Annotated in this window: 16 protein-coding genes; 7 read left to right on the top strand and 9 right to left on the bottom strand. The window is 40.3% G+C overall.

Going from position 1 to position 16,352, the window contains the following annotated elements; translation table 11 throughout:
- Positions 1-42 precede the first annotated feature (42 nt).
- The 7 genes from F824_RS0117465 to F824_RS0117435 all read right to left on the bottom strand — a co-directional run bounded on the left by F824_RS0117465 (position 43) and on the right by F824_RS0117435 (position 7,067).
- Complete coding sequence (locus tag F824_RS0117465) at positions 43-1,509, bottom strand: cellulose synthase family protein (protein WP_019599219.1); 1,467 nt, start codon at positions 1,507-1,509, stop codon at positions 43-45.
- Positions 1,509-3,053, bottom strand: coding sequence for a 4Fe-4S binding protein (locus F824_RS0117460; RefSeq protein WP_019599218.1), 1,545 nt, complete (start codon positions 3,051-3,053; stop codon positions 1,509-1,511). The genes F824_RS0117465 and F824_RS0117460 overlap by 1 nt, the downstream gene beginning before the upstream one ends.
- Positions 3,050-4,417 carry an NAD(P)/FAD-dependent oxidoreductase gene (locus tag F824_RS0117455; protein ID WP_033405411.1) on the bottom strand — a complete coding sequence of 456 codons (1,368 nt, stop codon included), beginning with the start codon at positions 4,415-4,417 and terminating at the stop codon, positions 3,050-3,052. Before F824_RS0117455 ends, F824_RS0117460 begins: the two co-directional genes overlap by 4 nt.
- Positions 4,410-5,165, bottom strand: a complete 756-nt coding sequence (locus tag F824_RS0117450) for a DUF547 domain-containing protein (RefSeq protein ID WP_019599216.1) — start codon at positions 5,163-5,165, stop codon at positions 4,410-4,412. Before F824_RS0117450 ends, F824_RS0117455 begins: the two co-directional genes overlap by 8 nt.
- Before the next feature lie 134 nt (positions 5,166-5,299).
- Positions 5,300-5,797 carry a rhodanese-like domain-containing protein gene (locus F824_RS0117445; protein ID WP_019599215.1) on the bottom strand — a complete coding sequence of 166 codons (498 nt, stop codon included), beginning with the start codon at positions 5,795-5,797 and terminating at the stop codon, positions 5,300-5,302.
- Positions 5,794-6,510, bottom strand: coding sequence for a Crp/Fnr family transcriptional regulator (locus F824_RS0117440; RefSeq protein WP_026333779.1), 717 nt, complete (start codon positions 6,508-6,510; stop codon positions 5,794-5,796). Before F824_RS0117440 ends, F824_RS0117445 begins: the two co-directional genes overlap by 4 nt.
- An 86-nt stretch (positions 6,511-6,596) precedes the next feature.
- Positions 6,597-7,067, bottom strand: coding sequence for a type I restriction enzyme HsdR N-terminal domain-containing protein (locus F824_RS0117435; protein WP_019599213.1), 471 nt, complete (start codon positions 7,065-7,067; stop codon positions 6,597-6,599).
- Between the two features lie 49 nt (positions 7,068-7,116).
- Here F824_RS0117435 and F824_RS0117430 point away from each other — a divergent pair, with 49 nt between their 5' ends.
- A complete protein-coding gene (locus F824_RS0117430; protein ID WP_019599212.1) occupies positions 7,117-8,757 on the top strand; it encodes an amidohydrolase in 1,641 nt (546 codons plus the stop codon).
- Positions 8,758-9,003: 246 nt separating this feature from the next.
- Here the strand turns inward: F824_RS0117430 and F824_RS0117425 are convergent, their stop codons facing one another.
- On the bottom strand, positions 9,004-9,705 hold the full coding sequence (locus F824_RS0117425; protein ID WP_019599211.1) for a ComEA family DNA-binding protein: 702 nt from the start codon (positions 9,703-9,705) through the stop codon (positions 9,004-9,006).
- A 228-nt stretch (positions 9,706-9,933) separates the two neighbouring features.
- Here F824_RS0117425 and hemA point away from each other — a divergent pair, with 228 nt between their 5' ends.
- Both hemA and F824_RS0117415 read left to right on the top strand, forming a co-directional pair.
- The gene (hemA, locus tag F824_RS0117420; RefSeq protein ID WP_019599210.1) at positions 9,934-11,214 is read left to right on the top strand and encodes a glutamyl-tRNA reductase; all 1,281 of its coding nucleotides are present in this window, start codon (positions 9,934-9,936) and stop codon (positions 11,212-11,214) included.
- A gap of 188 nt (positions 11,215-11,402) precedes the next feature.
- The gene (locus F824_RS0117415; RefSeq protein WP_019599209.1) at positions 11,403-13,085 is read left to right on the top strand and encodes a L,D-transpeptidase family protein; all 1,683 of its coding nucleotides are present in this window, start codon (positions 11,403-11,405) and stop codon (positions 13,083-13,085) included.
- Here F824_RS0117415 and F824_RS0117410 read toward each other — a convergent pair whose 3' ends face one another.
- Positions 13,086-13,802 (bottom strand): murein L,D-transpeptidase catalytic domain family protein, encoded by a 717-nt coding sequence (locus F824_RS0117410; RefSeq protein WP_019599208.1) that lies wholly within the window; start codon positions 13,800-13,802, stop codon positions 13,086-13,088.
- Between the two features lie 363 nt (positions 13,803-14,165).
- Here F824_RS0117410 and F824_RS0117400 point away from each other — a divergent pair, with 363 nt between their 5' ends.
- From F824_RS0117400 to F824_RS0117385, 4 genes are all read left to right on the top strand, one after another.
- The gene (locus tag F824_RS0117400; protein WP_019599206.1) at positions 14,166-14,576 is read left to right on the top strand and encodes a 6-pyruvoyl trahydropterin synthase family protein; all 411 of its coding nucleotides are present in this window, start codon (positions 14,166-14,168) and stop codon (positions 14,574-14,576) included.
- Positions 14,536-15,231 (top strand): GTP cyclohydrolase I FolE, encoded by a 696-nt coding sequence (folE, locus tag F824_RS0117395; protein ID WP_019599205.1) that lies wholly within the window; start codon positions 14,536-14,538, stop codon positions 15,229-15,231. The genes F824_RS0117400 and folE overlap by 41 nt, the downstream gene beginning before the upstream one ends.
- Positions 15,232-15,331: 100 nt before the next feature.
- Positions 15,332-16,012 carry an SDR family NAD(P)-dependent oxidoreductase gene (locus F824_RS0117390; RefSeq protein WP_019599204.1) on the top strand — a complete coding sequence of 227 codons (681 nt, stop codon included), beginning with the start codon at positions 15,332-15,334 and terminating at the stop codon, positions 16,010-16,012.
- Positions 16,013-16,081: 69 nt separating this feature from the next.
- Positions 16,082-16,345, top strand: coding sequence for a hypothetical protein (locus F824_RS0117385; RefSeq protein WP_019599203.1), 264 nt, complete (start codon positions 16,082-16,084; stop codon positions 16,343-16,345).
- The last annotated feature ends 7 nt before the right edge of the window (positions 16,346-16,352 follow it).

Below are 16,352 nucleotides of genomic sequence, written 5' to 3'. Positions count from 1 at the left end.
GGAAGGGGATTCAGATTGTAAAGGTCAGAAATTGGACAGGTTTCACTTCATTCGGTAGCTTTTGAAGGATTCCCAGCTCACCAGTCCATAACCGATGGCGAGCATGACATGGAAGACGAGCATTTCGTAGGTTTGTGTAATGATGGAAATCGCCACCAATACTGTAAACACGATCGCCATCAAGCCCTCCAAATAGGTAGTGAATGGGATTTTCATTTGGTTATAGACATTTTTGCCCAATGTTGATTTATTGCTTTCCAGATTGTATTTGGGTGTCCGGATAAAGGCTGATTTTTTTCCTGTAAGTCCTTCCCAGACGGCAACAGTATTGTGGATACCCAAACCCATGGAAACGGAAAGGAACAAAGGCAATTCCCAGAGGAATCTCAAAAAACTCCCCAATGAATATTCCAACAGACTCAGGTTTGCGAAAAAATAAACCCCTGCAATGATCACAAATCCAATCAAAAACACCGCTGCGCCCTGAAAATACACATCAGGAATCCATCCCTGAAGAAATGCCCACCATACTGGTATACTGCTCAGACTGACGAAGAGGACTGCGATAAAGATGACACTGTTGAGCAAGTGGGCGGCTGCGTGCAGCTTCACCTTGAAAGGAAATTTATCCCTTAAGACTGAGCCCAGGTGTTTGGCAGCACATTCCGCTCCTCCTTTTGTCCATCGGAATTGTTGGGATTTAATCGCAGACATCACCGGCGGCAATTCTGCTGGAGATTCAATATCAGGTCTGTAAACAAACTTCCAGCCTTTTTTTTGTGCCCTATAACTTAAATCCAAATCCTCGGTCAGAGTATCATCTTGCCAGTTGCCTGCATCAAGGATACAGGATTTCCGCCAGATTCCTCCCGTACCATTGAAATTGATAAAGGCGTCCTGACTGTTTCTCCCCATTTGCTCTACCATGAAGTGGGCATCCAAGGCAAAGGCCTGCAACCTTGTCAATACGGAATAATTTTCATTCAAATGCGTCCATCTTGTCTGGACCATCCCGACCTTGGAATCGGCAAAAAAACCAAGGGTTTTCAACAGAAAATCCGAATCAGGCACAAAGTCTGCGTCAAAAATGGCGATGAATTCACCTTCGGCTTTCTTCAACCCTTCCTTCAAAGCCCCTGCTTTGAACCCCTGTCGATTGACCCGATGGATGTATTTGAAATTCAATTCTGGGAAATTTTGAAGGTGTTTTTTGATAATGTCAGCAGTTTCATCCGTGCTGTCATCCAATATCTGGATTTCAAGTTTCTCTTTTGGGTACCTGAAAGCAGCCAGGGAATCAATCAAGCGCTCGACAACATATTGTTCGTTGAAGATAGGCAACTGTACAGTCACCATCGGTAAGGAATCCCAATCGGGAGACGAGAGGGGCTTTAGTTTTTTTTTGAATCGAAAAAAATGATACAGCAAATGGGCTTGGGCAAAACTGTAAAGTAAAATAAACAGCATCGCCAACACATACACAGCCAAGAAGAAATAAATCAGAATCATCAAGATTTTATTGTAATGGATTTGTTGCCGATAATGATCGGCATGTCATTGATCCGTCCTTCCTCGTCCCCATTTTCAAGTTTCAATACTCCTCTTGGACAAACAGCAGAGCACACCCCGCATCCCACACAGGAAGAACGTACAATATTCTGTCCTCTTTGGGCATACCAGCGGACATCTATCCCCATTTCACAGTACGTGGAGCAATTGCCGCAGGAAATGCATTGCCCTCCATTGGTGGTGATTCGGAATCTGGATTTGAAACGTTGAACCATTCCCAAATAAGCTGCCAATGGGCACCCAAATCTACACCAAACGCGGTTGCCCATCAAGGGGTAAAATCCAGTACCGATCACTCCTGCAAAAGCGGAGCCAATTGCAAAGCCATATATTGAGTGTAGTTGATTGGTGGCATCTCCCAGAAAACTGAATCCTGAAAAATAATTTCCAATGGTCAATGCTGTCATCAGCACTGCAAAAACCAAAACACCATGGATCAGGTATCTTTCGATTTTCCAGGATTTCACGGTTTTGTCCGAAAGCTGCCGGTAAGGATCTCCCAAAGTTTCTGCCAGTCCACCGCAACCACAAACCCAAGAGCAATACCACCTTTTTCCATAAAAATAGGTCAGCAATGGCACGCCCAAAACGATCAGGATAATCCCCCAAATCAGCATAAACATCCCCAATGCACCAGAACTCAGCATCCCTTCCATGCGATAGTCATAGAAAAACGAATAATCCAGAGGCCAAATATTTTTGAAATCGTGCCATGGCTGATTGAACAAAACCAAGATCTCTGGCAAAATAAAGGCAAAAGACAATTGGAAAAACATCACTGAAGCAGTCCTGAGTGTCTGGTATTTATTCCCTCGGTATTTCCTGAACATCCGGATGCCCATGACGAAAATGGCGAGTGTATAGATCAAACCGTATAGAAACCATTGACTAGCAGGATTCCCTGAAAGTGCCATGCTGATGGGATCGACCGCAATCACCAAATTGGTCATGTACTCGGGAAACCAATAGAGAACAATATAAAAAAGTATCAAATAGGTCCCCGTCAAAATACCCAAAAAACCCTTTGCTTTCATGGAGGAAAAGAATATTCCATTGTTTTTGATCCCTTCGGGCTCGCTTCGATAGAGCGGAAGGATATAGAGCAGTGCACCAATCACCGCCACCAAAACAGAAATCCCCAAATAAAAATAGGGATTGTTGGCTACAGGCCCCAAACTGGATGCTTTGGTCAAATCAAAAGCATAATTGTCCCAAATCACCTTGTCCCATTCCTGATTGGATTTAAGCTGATCGTTATACGTATTGAAATATTGCTTGAAGTCCTTGATGAAGGCGAAGTTGGAATCATACACTTTTCCATACATGGGGGACATGATGTCCACCATTGTCTCCCGGTGAATATCCTTAACATTCGCCTCTACTATTGTTTTCCCCAACTGATAAGTCCCAATAAATGGGAGAATACTAAAGATCAAAAAGCCCAAGACAAATATGGCCGCGCCTACTTTTTGAATATTTTTCATGATCTTGAACCGATTAATTTTTTAAAGAAAGAGGCTTTATATGTCTCTAGTGCTTTTCCTGATTCCCTGTTGTATTTGGCCAAAACTTCTTTGTGAAATGGTTTGGAAAATTCTGGATTGAAGCTGGCTTGATTCAAATGACTCAGCACTTTTTCAAGCGACCAACCTTCAGAGATGGCTTTGTCAAAAAATGCATGGCGGAGGCGCCAGCCAAAAGCATTGACACCCATTATTTCTTTGTCTTTTTTTGAATAGAGAAGTCTGATGCAGATTTTACCGGATTTGTCTTCCCAGTAAAAACTCTCCGTTTCATCAGACCAAATTGCTGGGACTTGCCCATAGGTTTGATATTCAATATCCAGGAATTTGGCGGAATTGAACCAAATTCCAGGCTGATAAGGCACTGCATTGGAAGTAGTAAGGTTATAGGCTAAAGTTTCCCCGTGCATCCGACCTGTATACCATACTTGTTCAATATTTTTCCTGTCCGAAGCGGGTGCTTCCTTAAATTCGGCACAATCACCAATGGCATACACACCCTGAAGGTTGGTGCGGAAAAACCCATCCACGACAATGCCCCTATTGGTTTCCAAACCCGAATTTTTCAAGAATCCGATGTTGGGACTCACCCCCACTGTCAAACCCACGAACTGGCAATCGATAATTTCTCCGGTTTTGGTTTTAATGGATTTGACCTTTCCTGAATCCTCCCCGATAATTTCTTCCAATTCGGTCTCCAATCTCAAATCAATATGGTGTTCAAGAATATGTCTATTGATCAATTGGGCTTCTTCCAAAGGCAGGATATTGTCCCAAAAGTTCTTTTCCCTAACCAAAAAAGTAACAGGAATCTCTCTACTGGCGAGCATTTCCGCCATTTCTATCCCAATCAAACCACCTCCCACGACTACTGCTCTTTTGATGTTTTGGGTATTTTGCTCCATCAATTCCAAGTCTTGGTAGGAATACAACCCTTGAACACCTTTAAATTCCTGACCCGGCCAACCAAATTTATTCGGCTTTGAGCCTGTTGCCAAAACCAGGATGTCATATGCCAGAGTTGCTCCATCCTGGAACAAAAGCTGTTTGTTTTCGAAATCGACATTCCCTACCCAAGCATGCTTCAGGTCGATCCTGTTTTTCTCCCAAAACCAATCCTCATAGGGTTTGGTATGTTCGTATTTCATGTGCCCCATATAAATATACATGAGTGCTGTTCTGGAAAAAAAATGTTCCGTTTCACCGGATACAATGGTTATATCGGCTTTATCGTCTTTTTTTCGGACATGTCTGGCACAGGTCACGCCTGCTATTCCGTTGCCCAAAATGACGATTTTTCTGTTTGAAGAATTGGGATTATTCATTGAGGGTCCAGTCATACTTCATGTGGGAGATCTTGGCGTTGGAATTGATCTTGACGGAAGCGTATCGATTCAGAAAATCAATCAAACTGCTTTTTTTGGTGAAATCGCCCTTAAACCAAGAGAAAATCTGGGAAATTTCCAGTTTATCCGCAGTGATTTTATTCCTTTTGGGATCATTGATAAAATCCTTTGCAACCTTATCCAACTGTTGGTCGATTTTGGAAGCCACAAAAGCTTCATTCAATAAAGGTGGACAGGAGAAGGAAGCGCAATTGATCGCAAAGTGAATTCTGGGCTCCTCGAATTCCTTTCGCAGGATTTTATGCTCGATTTCATCCAGGTTGGAGTCCTTTCCTCCAATTTGGAAAAATTTGATATGCCAGACGGTATTGATCAAGGGTATTTTTAAAGTGGGATGGAGGTCTTGAATACTTTTAACAGGATAATTGTCCACGATCAGCTTGACCGTAAAGGCATTATAGGCATTGATCCAATAGGCCAATTGTTCATCCTTGCTCCACGTTTTCCGATCAGGCGCATTTTCGCTGATTAATTTAAGGTATTTTTCCAGTTTGGGTTTTTCCTGAATAAAACCCTTATAATTCACGATACCGTCTTTGCTTACATGCTTTTTCAGCAATTCATCAAACAATTGATGTGAAGGCGCTTCCGTTCCAGATTGGCCCGAAGTAGATCCTTGACAAGCAACTGAAAAAAACAGCAAGACGATCAAAATTGAATTTCTCATAATAATGGATTTTTTTTCATAAAGTAGATTGAGAGTAACGTAAAGCCCCCTACTTTGGATGAATAAACCCAAATTTAACCATTAAATCAAGTAGTATTTGTCGGGACAAGGACATTCACAAAAGCATGAAAAAATCAAAACACTCCTTCCCCTTTTTTAAGCCAAACACCCCACATGCGACTGTAGGTATGAACCTGTTCCGTTTCTTTTTCCTCCTTAAATACTGGATTCGATTCATTGACCCAATGGATGATTCCACCATATAAATTGTACACTTGGGTAAACCCTTCACTCTTGAGTTTTTTTCCGATCTCCTGACTCCTCGCGCCAACAGTGCAATACACTACTATAGGATGGTTTTTGGGGATGTCAGAAACGGAGCTGATTTGGAAGCCATCATAGCCCACCCATCTGGCATTATCAAGATGACTGACTTCAAATTCTGATTTTTCCCTGGTATCAAGCAAGACCGCCTTTGAAATCAGTTCTTTTTGATTTGGGTAAATGACAGGAAAATCTGAATCGTAAAATCCCTTGAGCAGGGTTCTATACCCAAAACTCTGGGCATGGCCCTGAATGGTGACAAAACAAGTGACAAGAATGACACAGTATAAAGTCTTCAAACTGATCATCCCCCATAAAAATCAGAAAGCCGAGCAAGTCCTTTTTTGTTCAATACAATAATTTTCTTCCCTTCAAAATTGATCAATTCATCCTTTTTGAATTCGGAAAGCAACCTGATGATCGTCTCTGTGGCTGTACCGACCAATCCCGCAATTTCCTCCCTCGTAAGCACCACATCAATTTTCTCGCCTGCACCACCGTCAACTCCATAGGTTTCACTCAACTTCAAAAGGGTAAAAGCCAAACGTTCCCGAATCGATTTTTGGGTGGCATCTGTCAGTTTGTGTTCCATAATCCCCAAATCTTGGCAAAGTGCCTTGGTAAGTCTTCTGTGAAAGGAATTGTCCTCAACAAGCACCTTCAAAAAAGTTTCTTTGGGGACAAAACAGATTTTCGCATCTTCCACAATGGTACCCGTACTTGAATACACTTCCTCGCCCAAAAGGGAGGAATATCCCAAAAACTCTCCTTTATTAGCCAAACGAATAATTTGTTCTTTGCCGTTGGAGGCGGTTTTAAAAACTTTCACAACACCGTCATTGATACAAAAAACCCCTAGTGGTTTGGTGCCTTCATAAAATAAAATCTGACCCTTTTTGTGGGAAATGAAATTTTTATTGTCTGATAAATTACATAAATGCGGTTCGGACAGATTTGAAAACATTGAAAACTTTCTGCTCAAACACATTTCGCAAGGCGTACTTTTTTCTCGTACAATCATAATTTCTTCCTTTTTAGTATTGAGGGAAACAATATCTAAATATAATAATAAAACATGACAAAAATCATTTTAAAATCATGTTCAGTCTAAAGTTTGGGGAGTGATTCGGTTTGAATATATCGGTCTGACAATAAATCATATGTGAAAAAGAGATGCACTTTTCCATTTGAAATCCCGATATGGCGAGCACCTACAGATTTGTTGTAGACACATACTTGTTCTACTGTCTTTTGGGTCAACGCCACTTCAGGCGCTTTGCATTCTATCAACAAAAACGGGGTTCCTTCCCTGTCCAAAACCAATATATCAAATCTTTTATTCAGGGAATTGTATTTGATGCCTTTTTCCAAAGCAAATAGACTCTTGGGATATTGGTGATGCTGTGTAAGGTATAAAATTATATGTTGTCTTACCCATTCTTCGGGAGTCACTATCAAATATTTCTTTCTCAATGCATCGAAAATGCTTAATTTCCCATCCCCTTCTTCCCTCAAGTTAAAATGAAAAGGGGGAAACTGAAGCTTTTCATTCAAAAACCCATACTTGCCGCTAACCATGCCACAAATATGCTGGCTTTAATCAAGAAAGTAAACCAAATTACTCCAAATGACTAAAATAATGCATGCAATTGCCTTGATGCTCTTGATCGTGGTAATTTCTTCCTGCTCCCCTGACAAAGAAAAAGTGGATCTCATCATCCACAACGCCACCATTTATACCGTTTCATCCGGATTCGACATTGTGCAGGCAATGGCTGTGAAAGATGGGAAGTTTGTCGCTGCAGGCACGGACTCCAATATCCTTTCAAAATATGAAGCGTCAGAGACGCTTGATATGGGAAGAAAAACCATCTATCCCGGGTTTATAGATGCTCACGCGCACTTTTACCGATATGGGCTGGGGCTTCATGTTGCTGATTTACTGGGAGCAGAGTCGGAAGAGGAATTAGTGGAGAGGGTGGTGACACACCGTGGCGCAAACCCTGAAGTTGCCTGGATTTTGGGAAGAGGCTGGGACCAAAACCTTTGGCCCGAAAAAGAATTCCCCACCAAAACCAAACTCGATTCCTTGTTTCCCAATACGCCTGTACTCCTGACCCGAATCGATGGACATGCTGCATTGGCCAACCAAAAAGCCCTGGAAATGGGCGGTATCAGCGCAAAAACACAAATACTCGGCGGAAAAGTAATATTGAAAGAGGGCAAACCAACCGGTGTATTGATCGACAATGCCATCAAGATGGTGTCCGACAAAATCCCAGATGCAGGAATCGAAGAGTCGAGATCGGCCTTGATCGCCGCACAGGAAAATTGTTTCAGTGTGGGACTGACCACCGTCGCAGATGCCGGATTGGACAAAAAAATCATAGACCTGATGTCTGAAATGCACAAAGACAACACCCTAAAGATGAGAATTTATGCGATGGTCAATCCTTCGAAGGAGAATATGGAGCATTATTTCAAAACCGGCCCCTATCAAGACGAACAGATGACCATCAAAAGCTTTAAAATTTATGGGGATGGCGCCTTGGGGTCAAGAGGTGCCGCGTTGCTCCAACCCTACCATGATGCGAAGACAGACTATGGATTCTTACTGAACACACAGGAGGCTTTTGATGAGCTGGCGCAAAAAATGTATCAAAATGGCTTCCAAATGAATACCCATTGCATCGGTGATTCCGCAAACAGGACCCTTTTGAATATATATGCAAAGCATTTAAAAGGCAAAAATGACTTGAGATGGAGAATCGAGCACGCACAAGTGGTCAGCATCGATGACATGCCCAAATTCGCATCCTTTAGTATCATTCCTTCAGTCCAACCCACCCACGCTACTTCCGACATGTATTGGGCAGGTCAACGGCTTGGGCCTTTTAGGATTAAAACCGCCTATGCATACAAGGATCTTTTGGACCAAAACGGGATGTTGGCCTTGGGGAGCGATTTTCCGGTAGAGCAAATCAACCCTTTATATGGCTTTCATTCGGCCGTCGTCAGAAAGGATGCGAAAAACTGGCCCGATCAAGGTTTTCAGCCGGAAAACAAGATCACCAGGGAACATGCCCTCAAGGGAATGACCATCTGGGCGGCTTATGCCAATTTTGAGGAAAAACTAAAAGGAAGCATCGAGGCAGGGAAGTTGGCGGATTTTGTGATTTTGGAAAAAGACATCATGACCGCAAAGGAAAATGAACTCAGGAACGTGAAAGTGTCCGCTACTTTTATAGGAGGCAAAAAGGTTTTTTGAGAACATCACGTTTCCTATTTACCACAGTAAAACATACGCAGCAGATGCGCTTCATTTCCTAGGCGCCTCCGCAGTGTAACCCGAAATATGCATTGGGTTTGTTAATAGGACTTGAAACCGTAAAAAAAATCAGACTATTTGGAAAATCGGGTATATCATCGAAAGGATGAAGTCAAGGACAGTAAACAAAGAATGATCATTAATTCATCAATAGCTGGAATTGAATTGGTTTTGAATCACAGGGGTTTAGAATTCCAAATAGGGTCTCAGCCTTTGCAGCCATTCTTCGTTGAAAATTTTGATTTTGAGCAAATCCTCTGCCGATGAATATCTACCGTGTTGCTCCCGAAAAGCGATGATTACTTTGGCTGTTCCATAATTGATATAGGGATGTTTGGCCAGTTCAGTGACATCGAGTTCATTGATCTTAATTTTCTTTGATATCCCTGGAGAAAATTCAAAATATTCATAAACCCGGTCCATCACCTCCGGCATCATTCCATAGACTTCCAAAAGTTGTTCTTTTTGGTGAAGACCACCCAAATTCTCCCTGAATTTTACAATTCTTCCCGCCATGGTTTGCCCGATTCCAGGCACGATCTGTAACACCACGGAATCCGCATCTGAGAAACTCAATTTATTGAGCACTGGACTTTTGGGGCTTTTATACGTAAAAACTTTCCTGACAGAATCCTGCGTGCCTGACTTCAATATAGAATCTTTCATGGAATGGAATTGCAACCATCCAGCCCCTTCCAAATCCAGGCTATCCAAGGCAAGAAGATACTCCTTATAATACTGAGCATTTTGCTTTTCAATAATGCTATCATACACGACTGGAACGCCATATAAAACGAATAAAACGGGCAAGACAAAAACAAATCCCCGCGATTCCCGGCGGGTAAATCCCAGATAGTTCTTAAGGAAAAAGTTAATTTTTGACAACATAAAAAACAAACAGATTATTTTCGATCCAGAAGCCTATTATAGATCGTATCTATCGATGATAATTTAATCAAATTGGAATTATTATCCAAGTTTGTCGATTATTGTATCACAAATCAAATCAACTGTCGCGCATCCTTATTTAGATAGATTTTAAATTACCCAGAGTTTACTCTAAATCTTCCTTTGCGACACATTCTGAATTAAATTTGTAAAAGAAAATCAATGGTAATGCAGAATAAATTTCGATCAATAAGTTTATCACACAAAAATGCCCCAGTAGAGATTCGGGAGATAATCGCAATAGACGAAGCTTCCATCCATTCCTTATTGATTAAATTAAAGGAATTTTTCAGTGTTTCAAACACGCTTATACTTTCTACCTGCAATCGAACAGAAATATATTACTCCCACGAACTTGATCTCAGTACTGAAATCATCAAATTGATAGGGCTGGAAAAAGGAATTACGGATATCGTAAATTATTTGGAATATTTCAGGATTTTGAATGATGAAGTAAAAGCCATTCGACATCTTTTCAATGTTTCTATGGGGCTTGAAGCCCAAGTCGTTGGGGATATGCAGATTTCCAATCAGGTAAAAAGAGCCTACCAAGCGTCTGCTGACCTGGATATGGCTGGTCCATTCCTCCACCGCTTGATGCATACCGTATTTTTCACCAACAAAAGGGTTGTTCAAGAAACCGCTTTTCGGGATGGTGCTGCCTCTGTGTCCTATGCTGCTGTGGAATTGATAGGAGAACTTACTTCAAACACCTATCAACCTAGAATTTTACTCATTGGAGTGGGAGAAATCGGCGAAGATGTGGCGAAAAACATGGTTCATCTTCCAGATGCCAAAATAACCATCACCAACAGGACTTTTGGAAAGGCAAAGACAATTGCTGACGAGATGGGATTTGATGTGATTCCTTTCGAAAACTGTTTTGAAGCCATGAAGGACGCCGATGTCATCGTGTCTTCCATCATGAAATCCGAGCCATTCATTACCAAATCCTTGGTGAAATCATTTGATATCCAAAGCTATAAATTATTTGTGGACCTTTCGGTTCCAAGAAGCATAGACACTTCTGTAGAAGATGTTCCGGGAGCCATTCTTTACAATGTGGACAATATCAGAAGCAAAGCCTCCGAGACACTTAAAAAGAGATTGGCGGCAATACCTTTGGTAGAGCAAATCATCGAAGAAAGTATTTCCGATTTTTACAACTGGAAAAAGGAAATGTCTGTATCTCCGACCATCAACAAATTAAAAAATGCCCTTGAGCAAATCAGGCTGGAGGAAATGGAAAGGTTCCTTAAAAATGCCGATGAAAAGCAATATGCCATCATCGATAAGGTTACCAAAAGCATGATGCAGAAAATCCTAAAAGTTCCGGTGGTTCAACTCCGTGCAGCATGCAAAAGAGATGAGGCTGACCAAATGATCGATCTTATTTCGGATTTGTTTGATTTGGAAAAAATCAATGAGAAAAGCAGTCCCGGAATTTGATTTTTTTTTCCAACCTTGAATTTCTGATTCAAACTTCCTTTTCGTCACCAAAAAAACAGGTCCATATTTTTTAATACTGGTTTTAATTTTTCAAACCCAGAGGAATTAGCGAGAACAAAAACGAATTCCTTGACGCCTTTTTTCTAAGTTGATTTGTTTGTAAATTCAGAATTAATCAGGACAATACCATGCGTTCAAAAACCCTTCTTTTTCTTATTTGTTTGTCCTTTTGCCAATTTCTCCAAGCACAGCAAGCGGATCAGGCAATTGAAACCCCCGCATTGATCAGAAACATTTTGGAGCCAACAGAACCCGAAACCTCAGTTTCGATCTTTGGAAACAATCTATTCAGTTCAGTCGTAATCATAAAATTCTACCAAAACAGGGATTTTGAACCTGCCTGGTCGAAGAATGAAAAACTTTCTGAAATGGCTTATGAAATGCGCTATGAAATCCAACAAGCCAAATTCGATGGACTGAACGCCGCAGATTATCATTTGGATTTGATAAATACAATTTTCGAAAAATTTGAAACCTTGGATAACCGACAAGCTCGTATTGAGAAGTCGGATGTTGCTTCAATTGACATATTGCTCACTGATGCTTACATTATGCTTTCCTCCCATCTGTATTTGGGAAAAGTCAATCCAGAAAATCTAAATGCGGAATGGAACATCCAAAGGTCTGCACCAGAATTGAACATTGATGAAAGATTACAAGTAGCATTGTCGGAAGGAGCAATCAGAAAGAATATTGAAGAACTTTACCCTTCTTTTTCCATCTACAAAAATATGCGAGACGGACTTCGAACACTTTTCGAATTCCAATCCAAATTCGAAACCGATCCAATCGCTTCCTGGAAAGGTCTTAAGGTCGATAAATCCACCAAACCAGAAGAATCCAATAACAATATTCCAGAAATAAGAAAACGGTTGATTTTTTGGGGATTTATCGATGAAAATTTATCCTCTAAGGAAAACCTTTATGATTCCACTATGGTACTTGGGGTAAGAAAATTCCAAAAGAGGCACGGCATGGAGCCAGATGGTATTATCGGCCAAGGAACGATTCATGCATTGAACCAAACACCGAAAGATCTGATTGCAACAGCATCTGTAAACTTGGAAAGATTGAGATGGATCCCAGGCAATCTCAAAGACCAAGAATTGATTTTGGTCAATACTGCAAATTTCCAATTGGACTACATCCAAAATCGGGACACATTGTTGAGTTCAAGAGTCATTGTGGGGAAAAGCTACCATTCCACTCCACAATTCAGCGCAATGATGTCATATATCGTTTTTAGCCCAACATGGACAGTTCCTCGGTCCATAACCAGAAATGAAATCATCCCCGCAGTAAAAAGAGACAATCGATATTTGGCCAGGAACAACATGGAAATATTGACAAATACTGGCCAAATGGTCCCCTCCTCAACGATCGACTGGTCAAAAGTAAACCCAAGAACATTCCCCTATATCATCAGACAAAGACCGGGAGAACAGAATGCACTTGGACTGGTCAAATTCATGTTTCCCAACAAGTACAGCGTTTATATCCACGACACCCCTTCACGAAGCCTTTTTGAAAGGGAAGATCGGGCTTTGAGTCATGGATGCATCCGGCTGCAAAAACCCTTCGAGTTTGCAAAATTATTGTTGTCTTTTGACAGCAAATGGAGCGATGAAGAAATCAAAAAAGCGATGCATCTCACCAAAGAAAAAACAGTGATGTTGGACAGACAAGTTCCCGTTTTGATCGTGTACATCACCTATTGGGCAGACACGAATGGAAACATGTATTTTAGAAGAGATATCTATTCAAGGGATTCAGAAATACACAAATCCCTGATGGAAAAAAGAAAAAATTAATCAGGCATTTAAAAATTCCGACTTATTAAGATATTCCGGATCATTGCCATAGATAAATATCAAGGATTTTTCTTTGATCAAATTGATGACTTGAGAAACCGCCTTTTCGGGAAGTGCTGGACATCCGAGGCTACGACCCAAGCGCCCTGTTTGATGGACAAATTCCTCCTTTGCATAATCGGCGCCGTGGATGACTATTGCCCTTTCCCTTGCATTTCCGTTGAATTCTTTTTCAATACCGTCCAAACGAAGGGAATATCCATGTTTTCCATGATAAGTTTCTCCAGTAAAATAAAACCCCAAACTACTCATGTAAGAAGAATTTACATTGGAGAATTTTCTTGCAAACAATTCTCCGGAATTTCTACCATGTGAAACCAAATCGTGGTAAAGAATCGTACCTGACTCCATATCGATTACCCATATCCTTTTTTTGTTGGAAGGCAAAGAATAATCGATGATCGTTAGGGGTTTTCCTTGCTGGATTTCACCAGTATTCGACAATTGAGAATATCCTTTTATTCCATATTGAAGGACTTCGTGGGTTGGCATTTCACTCTCTGGATTGTTTTGGTTGTTGACAACCCTATCCATGAATTTGTTTTCTGCATTGACCATCATCACTTCCTCTTCCAAAATTGAGGAAGATACAGGAGAATGGAAATTTAAAATTGGCCCCAAAAAAAAGCATGTCAACAAAGTCAGAATTTTCACCATTTGAAAGGATTTTCTTTAAGTTTAACCCAAAGAACAAAAAACGGTCCCTTTTTTCAATAATGCAAATCCTTAAGCCTTTAAATATTTGATTATGAATTAGTTTGTTGAAATATTAAGGTGATTTTTTGACTCAAAATATATTTAATAGGGTAAGCGTGAACTGTTTCTCTGCTTTAGATTGTTAGATTGCGGTCATAAAACGGGGAGAATGAGTTCAAAAATTTATGAAAATTGAAAAAACCCCAATGAATTTCCCCAAACCTTTCAAATTTAAAAATATTGATTTTCAATGGATTATATTTTTTGTTTAATAAAAAAAAATAAATATTAAACAAAAAATCAACCTTTCCTGTTTGACTCATAATGAAAGTAACTGTATTTAGAAAAGAGCACTTTAATGCCGCACACAGACTGAACAATCCGTTCTGGTCTGATGAAAAGAATGAAAACATTTTCGGAAAGTGCAACAACAAGAATTTCCATGGTCACAATTACGAATTAATCGTACAAATAAGGGGTTCTGTTGATCCAGAAACTGGTTATTTGATAGACCTGAAAATTTTAAGCGATATCATCAAAGAGCACGTATTGAATAGATTTGACCATAAAAACCTAAACTTGGACACAGATGAATTTCAAAACCTCAACCCAACTGCAGAAAACATTGCTGTGGTTATTTGGAATATTTTAAGAAAACAACTCGAAGATAAGTACGATTTAACAATCAGACTATATGAAACAGAAAGAAACTTTGTTGAATACGATGGGAATTAATTACGCCCAAGAAATAGAAGAAATGGGTGAAGATCACGTCGGAACCTCTTACGAAACCCCATTGCGCGCAGATGCATTCGAAATGGATGACGATCTCAAAATTGAGCTTATTGGAAAGCATTTCAAAGAAATCATGCACATCATGGGTCTTGATCTTTCTGATGACAGTTTGAAAGGAACTCCACACAGGGTTGCAAAAATGTATGTGAAGGAAATATTCAGTGGTCTGAACCCAAAGAATAAACCTGCAGCCAAACTTTTTGAAAACAAATACAAGTACAACGAAATGCTTGTGGAAAAAGACATCACCTTTTTCTCAAATTGTGAGCACCATTTCGTTCCCATCTATGGAAAAGCCCATGTGGCTTACATTTCGAATGGAACGGTAATAGGTCTATCCAAAATAAACAGAATAGTGCAATATTTTGCAAAAAGACCGCAAGTTCAAGAGCGATTGACCATGCAAATAGGCAATGAATTGAAAGAAATATTGGGCACCAACGATGTTGCAGTCATTCTCGATGCAGATCACATGTGTGTATCCTCCAGGGGAATCAATGATGTAAATAGTTCAACAGTGACATCTTTCTACGGTGGGAAATTTGAAAAGGATGAACAAACAAGAAACGAATTCTTGAAATACGTTTCCTTATAAATATCAAATGATTACAAAATGAAATCGGGATAAAATCCCGATTTTTTTTGTGCCTATTCAAACATTTTTGATTTTAATGGATTAATTAAATAAAGATTTTATGAAAGATAAGAACGTTGTCATTATTGGAGGGAATTCAGGGATTGGACTAAAGGTTTCTGAAATGCTCGAAGCGAAAGGAGCTAATGTTTTTCTTTTTTCAAAAACCGCATCGGGGGAATCAAAACTCGATGTCACCGAAGACTTTGAGACGATATCAGGTTTGCCAACTGTTATCGATGGATTTGTGTATTGTCCAGGCACCATAAATCTGAAACCTTTTCATAGATTTTCTTTGAGTGATTTTAGAAACGATTATGAAATCAATGTGCTGGGAGCGGTGAAAACCCTAAAGGCTTGTATGCCTGGATTAAAAAAATCATCCTCAGGCTCAGTGGTATTATTCAGTACGGTGGCCGTAAAGGTAGGATTGGGATTTCATTCTTCGATTTCAAGCGCCAAAGGTGCTGTAGAAGGTTTGGCCAAGTCACTTGCTGCCGAATGGGCGCCCAATGGGATACGCGTGAATGTTGTGTCTCCGTCTTTAACAGATACTCCTCTGGCCGCAACATTGCTGGGAAATGAGGATAAAAAAGAAGCTTCCAACAAAAGGCACCCACTTGGAAGGTACGGCCAGCCTGCAGATATTGCTTCGGCAACGGTCTACTTGCTTTCGGACGAAGCTTCTTGGATGACCGGCCAAAATCTCCATGTGGATGGCGGAATGTCTTCGATCAAATAATTTTAAACAATTGGTTGTAATAAGTGTAAAAGATATGGGTATTGTCCCTGCGTTTAATGTACAATGGTTATGAAGACTCCACCGGAATCATATTTGATTTTCAAGGAAGAATTAAAAAAAGCGAAGCTTGAAAAAGAAAAGCTGAAAAAAGAGTATGAAGAAAAATTCATGGAGATGAACAAAGAATTGTCTAGGCTCAAGGAACAAATAAGTTCCCAGCAGGATCTTATGAAAACAACTTTGGAATATGCAATCCGGTTGGAGGAAAATTTAGATCATTTCCGTAATGAAGTGGCCACCACCCACTCTAAAACTAGAAACTCATTTCTCTAAATGATAT

Source organism: Rhodonellum psychrophilum GCM71 = DSM 17998 (assembly GCF_000381545.1).
In the GTDB taxonomy this organism is placed as follows: Bacteria; Bacteroidota; Bacteroidia; order Cytophagales; family Cyclobacteriaceae; genus Rhodonellum; species Rhodonellum psychrophilum.
The sequence above is the reverse complement of the archived record's forward strand: the minus strand, read 5'-3'. Positions and strand labels throughout refer to the sequence as shown.

What these genes read in the sequence shown, in the direction of transcription:
- F824_RS0117465 (WP_019599219.1), bottom strand. Translation starts at nt 1,509, where the DNA reads ATGATTCTGATTTATTTCTTCTTGGCTGTGTATGTGTTGGCGATGCTG.
- F824_RS0117460 (WP_019599218.1), bottom strand. Translation starts at nt 3,053, where the DNA reads ATGAAAAATATTCAAAAAGTAGGCGCGGCCATATTTGTCTTGGGCTTT.
- F824_RS0117455 (WP_033405411.1), bottom strand. Translation starts at nt 4,417, where the DNA reads ATGAATAATCCCAATTCTTCAAACAGAAAAATCGTCATTTTGGGCAAC.
- F824_RS0117450 (WP_019599216.1), bottom strand. Translation starts at nt 5,165, where the DNA reads ATGAGAAATTCAATTTTGATCGTCTTGCTGTTTTTTTCAGTTGCTTGT.
- F824_RS0117445 (WP_019599215.1), bottom strand. Translation starts at nt 5,797, where the DNA reads ATGATCAGTTTGAAGACTTTATACTGTGTCATTCTTGTCACTTGTTTT.
- F824_RS0117440 (WP_026333779.1), bottom strand. Translation starts at nt 6,510, where the DNA reads ATGATTGTACGAGAAAAAAGTACGCCTTGCGAAATGTGTTTGAGCAGA.
- F824_RS0117435 (WP_019599213.1), bottom strand. Translation starts at nt 7,067, where the DNA reads ATGGTTAGCGGCAAGTATGGGTTTTTGAATGAAAAGCTTCAGTTTCCC.
- F824_RS0117430 (WP_019599212.1), top strand. Translation starts at nt 7,117, where the DNA reads ATGACTAAAATAATGCATGCAATTGCCTTGATGCTCTTGATCGTGGTA.
- F824_RS0117425 (WP_019599211.1), bottom strand. Translation starts at nt 9,705, where the DNA reads ATGTTGTCAAAAATTAACTTTTTCCTTAAGAACTATCTGGGATTTACC.
- hemA (WP_019599210.1), top strand. Translation starts at nt 9,934, where the DNA reads ATGCAGAATAAATTTCGATCAATAAGTTTATCACACAAAAATGCCCCA.
- F824_RS0117415 (WP_019599209.1), top strand. Translation starts at nt 11,403, where the DNA reads ATGCGTTCAAAAACCCTTCTTTTTCTTATTTGTTTGTCCTTTTGCCAA.
- F824_RS0117410 (WP_019599208.1), bottom strand. Translation starts at nt 13,802, where the DNA reads ATGGTGAAAATTCTGACTTTGTTGACATGCTTTTTTTTGGGGCCAATT.
- F824_RS0117400 (WP_019599206.1), top strand. Translation starts at nt 14,166, where the DNA reads ATGAAAGTAACTGTATTTAGAAAAGAGCACTTTAATGCCGCACACAGA.
- folE (WP_019599205.1), top strand. Translation starts at nt 14,536, where the DNA reads ATGAAACAGAAAGAAACTTTGTTGAATACGATGGGAATTAATTACGCC.
- F824_RS0117390 (WP_019599204.1), top strand. Translation starts at nt 15,332, where the DNA reads ATGAAAGATAAGAACGTTGTCATTATTGGAGGGAATTCAGGGATTGGA.
- F824_RS0117385 (WP_019599203.1), top strand. Translation starts at nt 16,082, where the DNA reads ATGAAGACTCCACCGGAATCATATTTGATTTTCAAGGAAGAATTAAAA.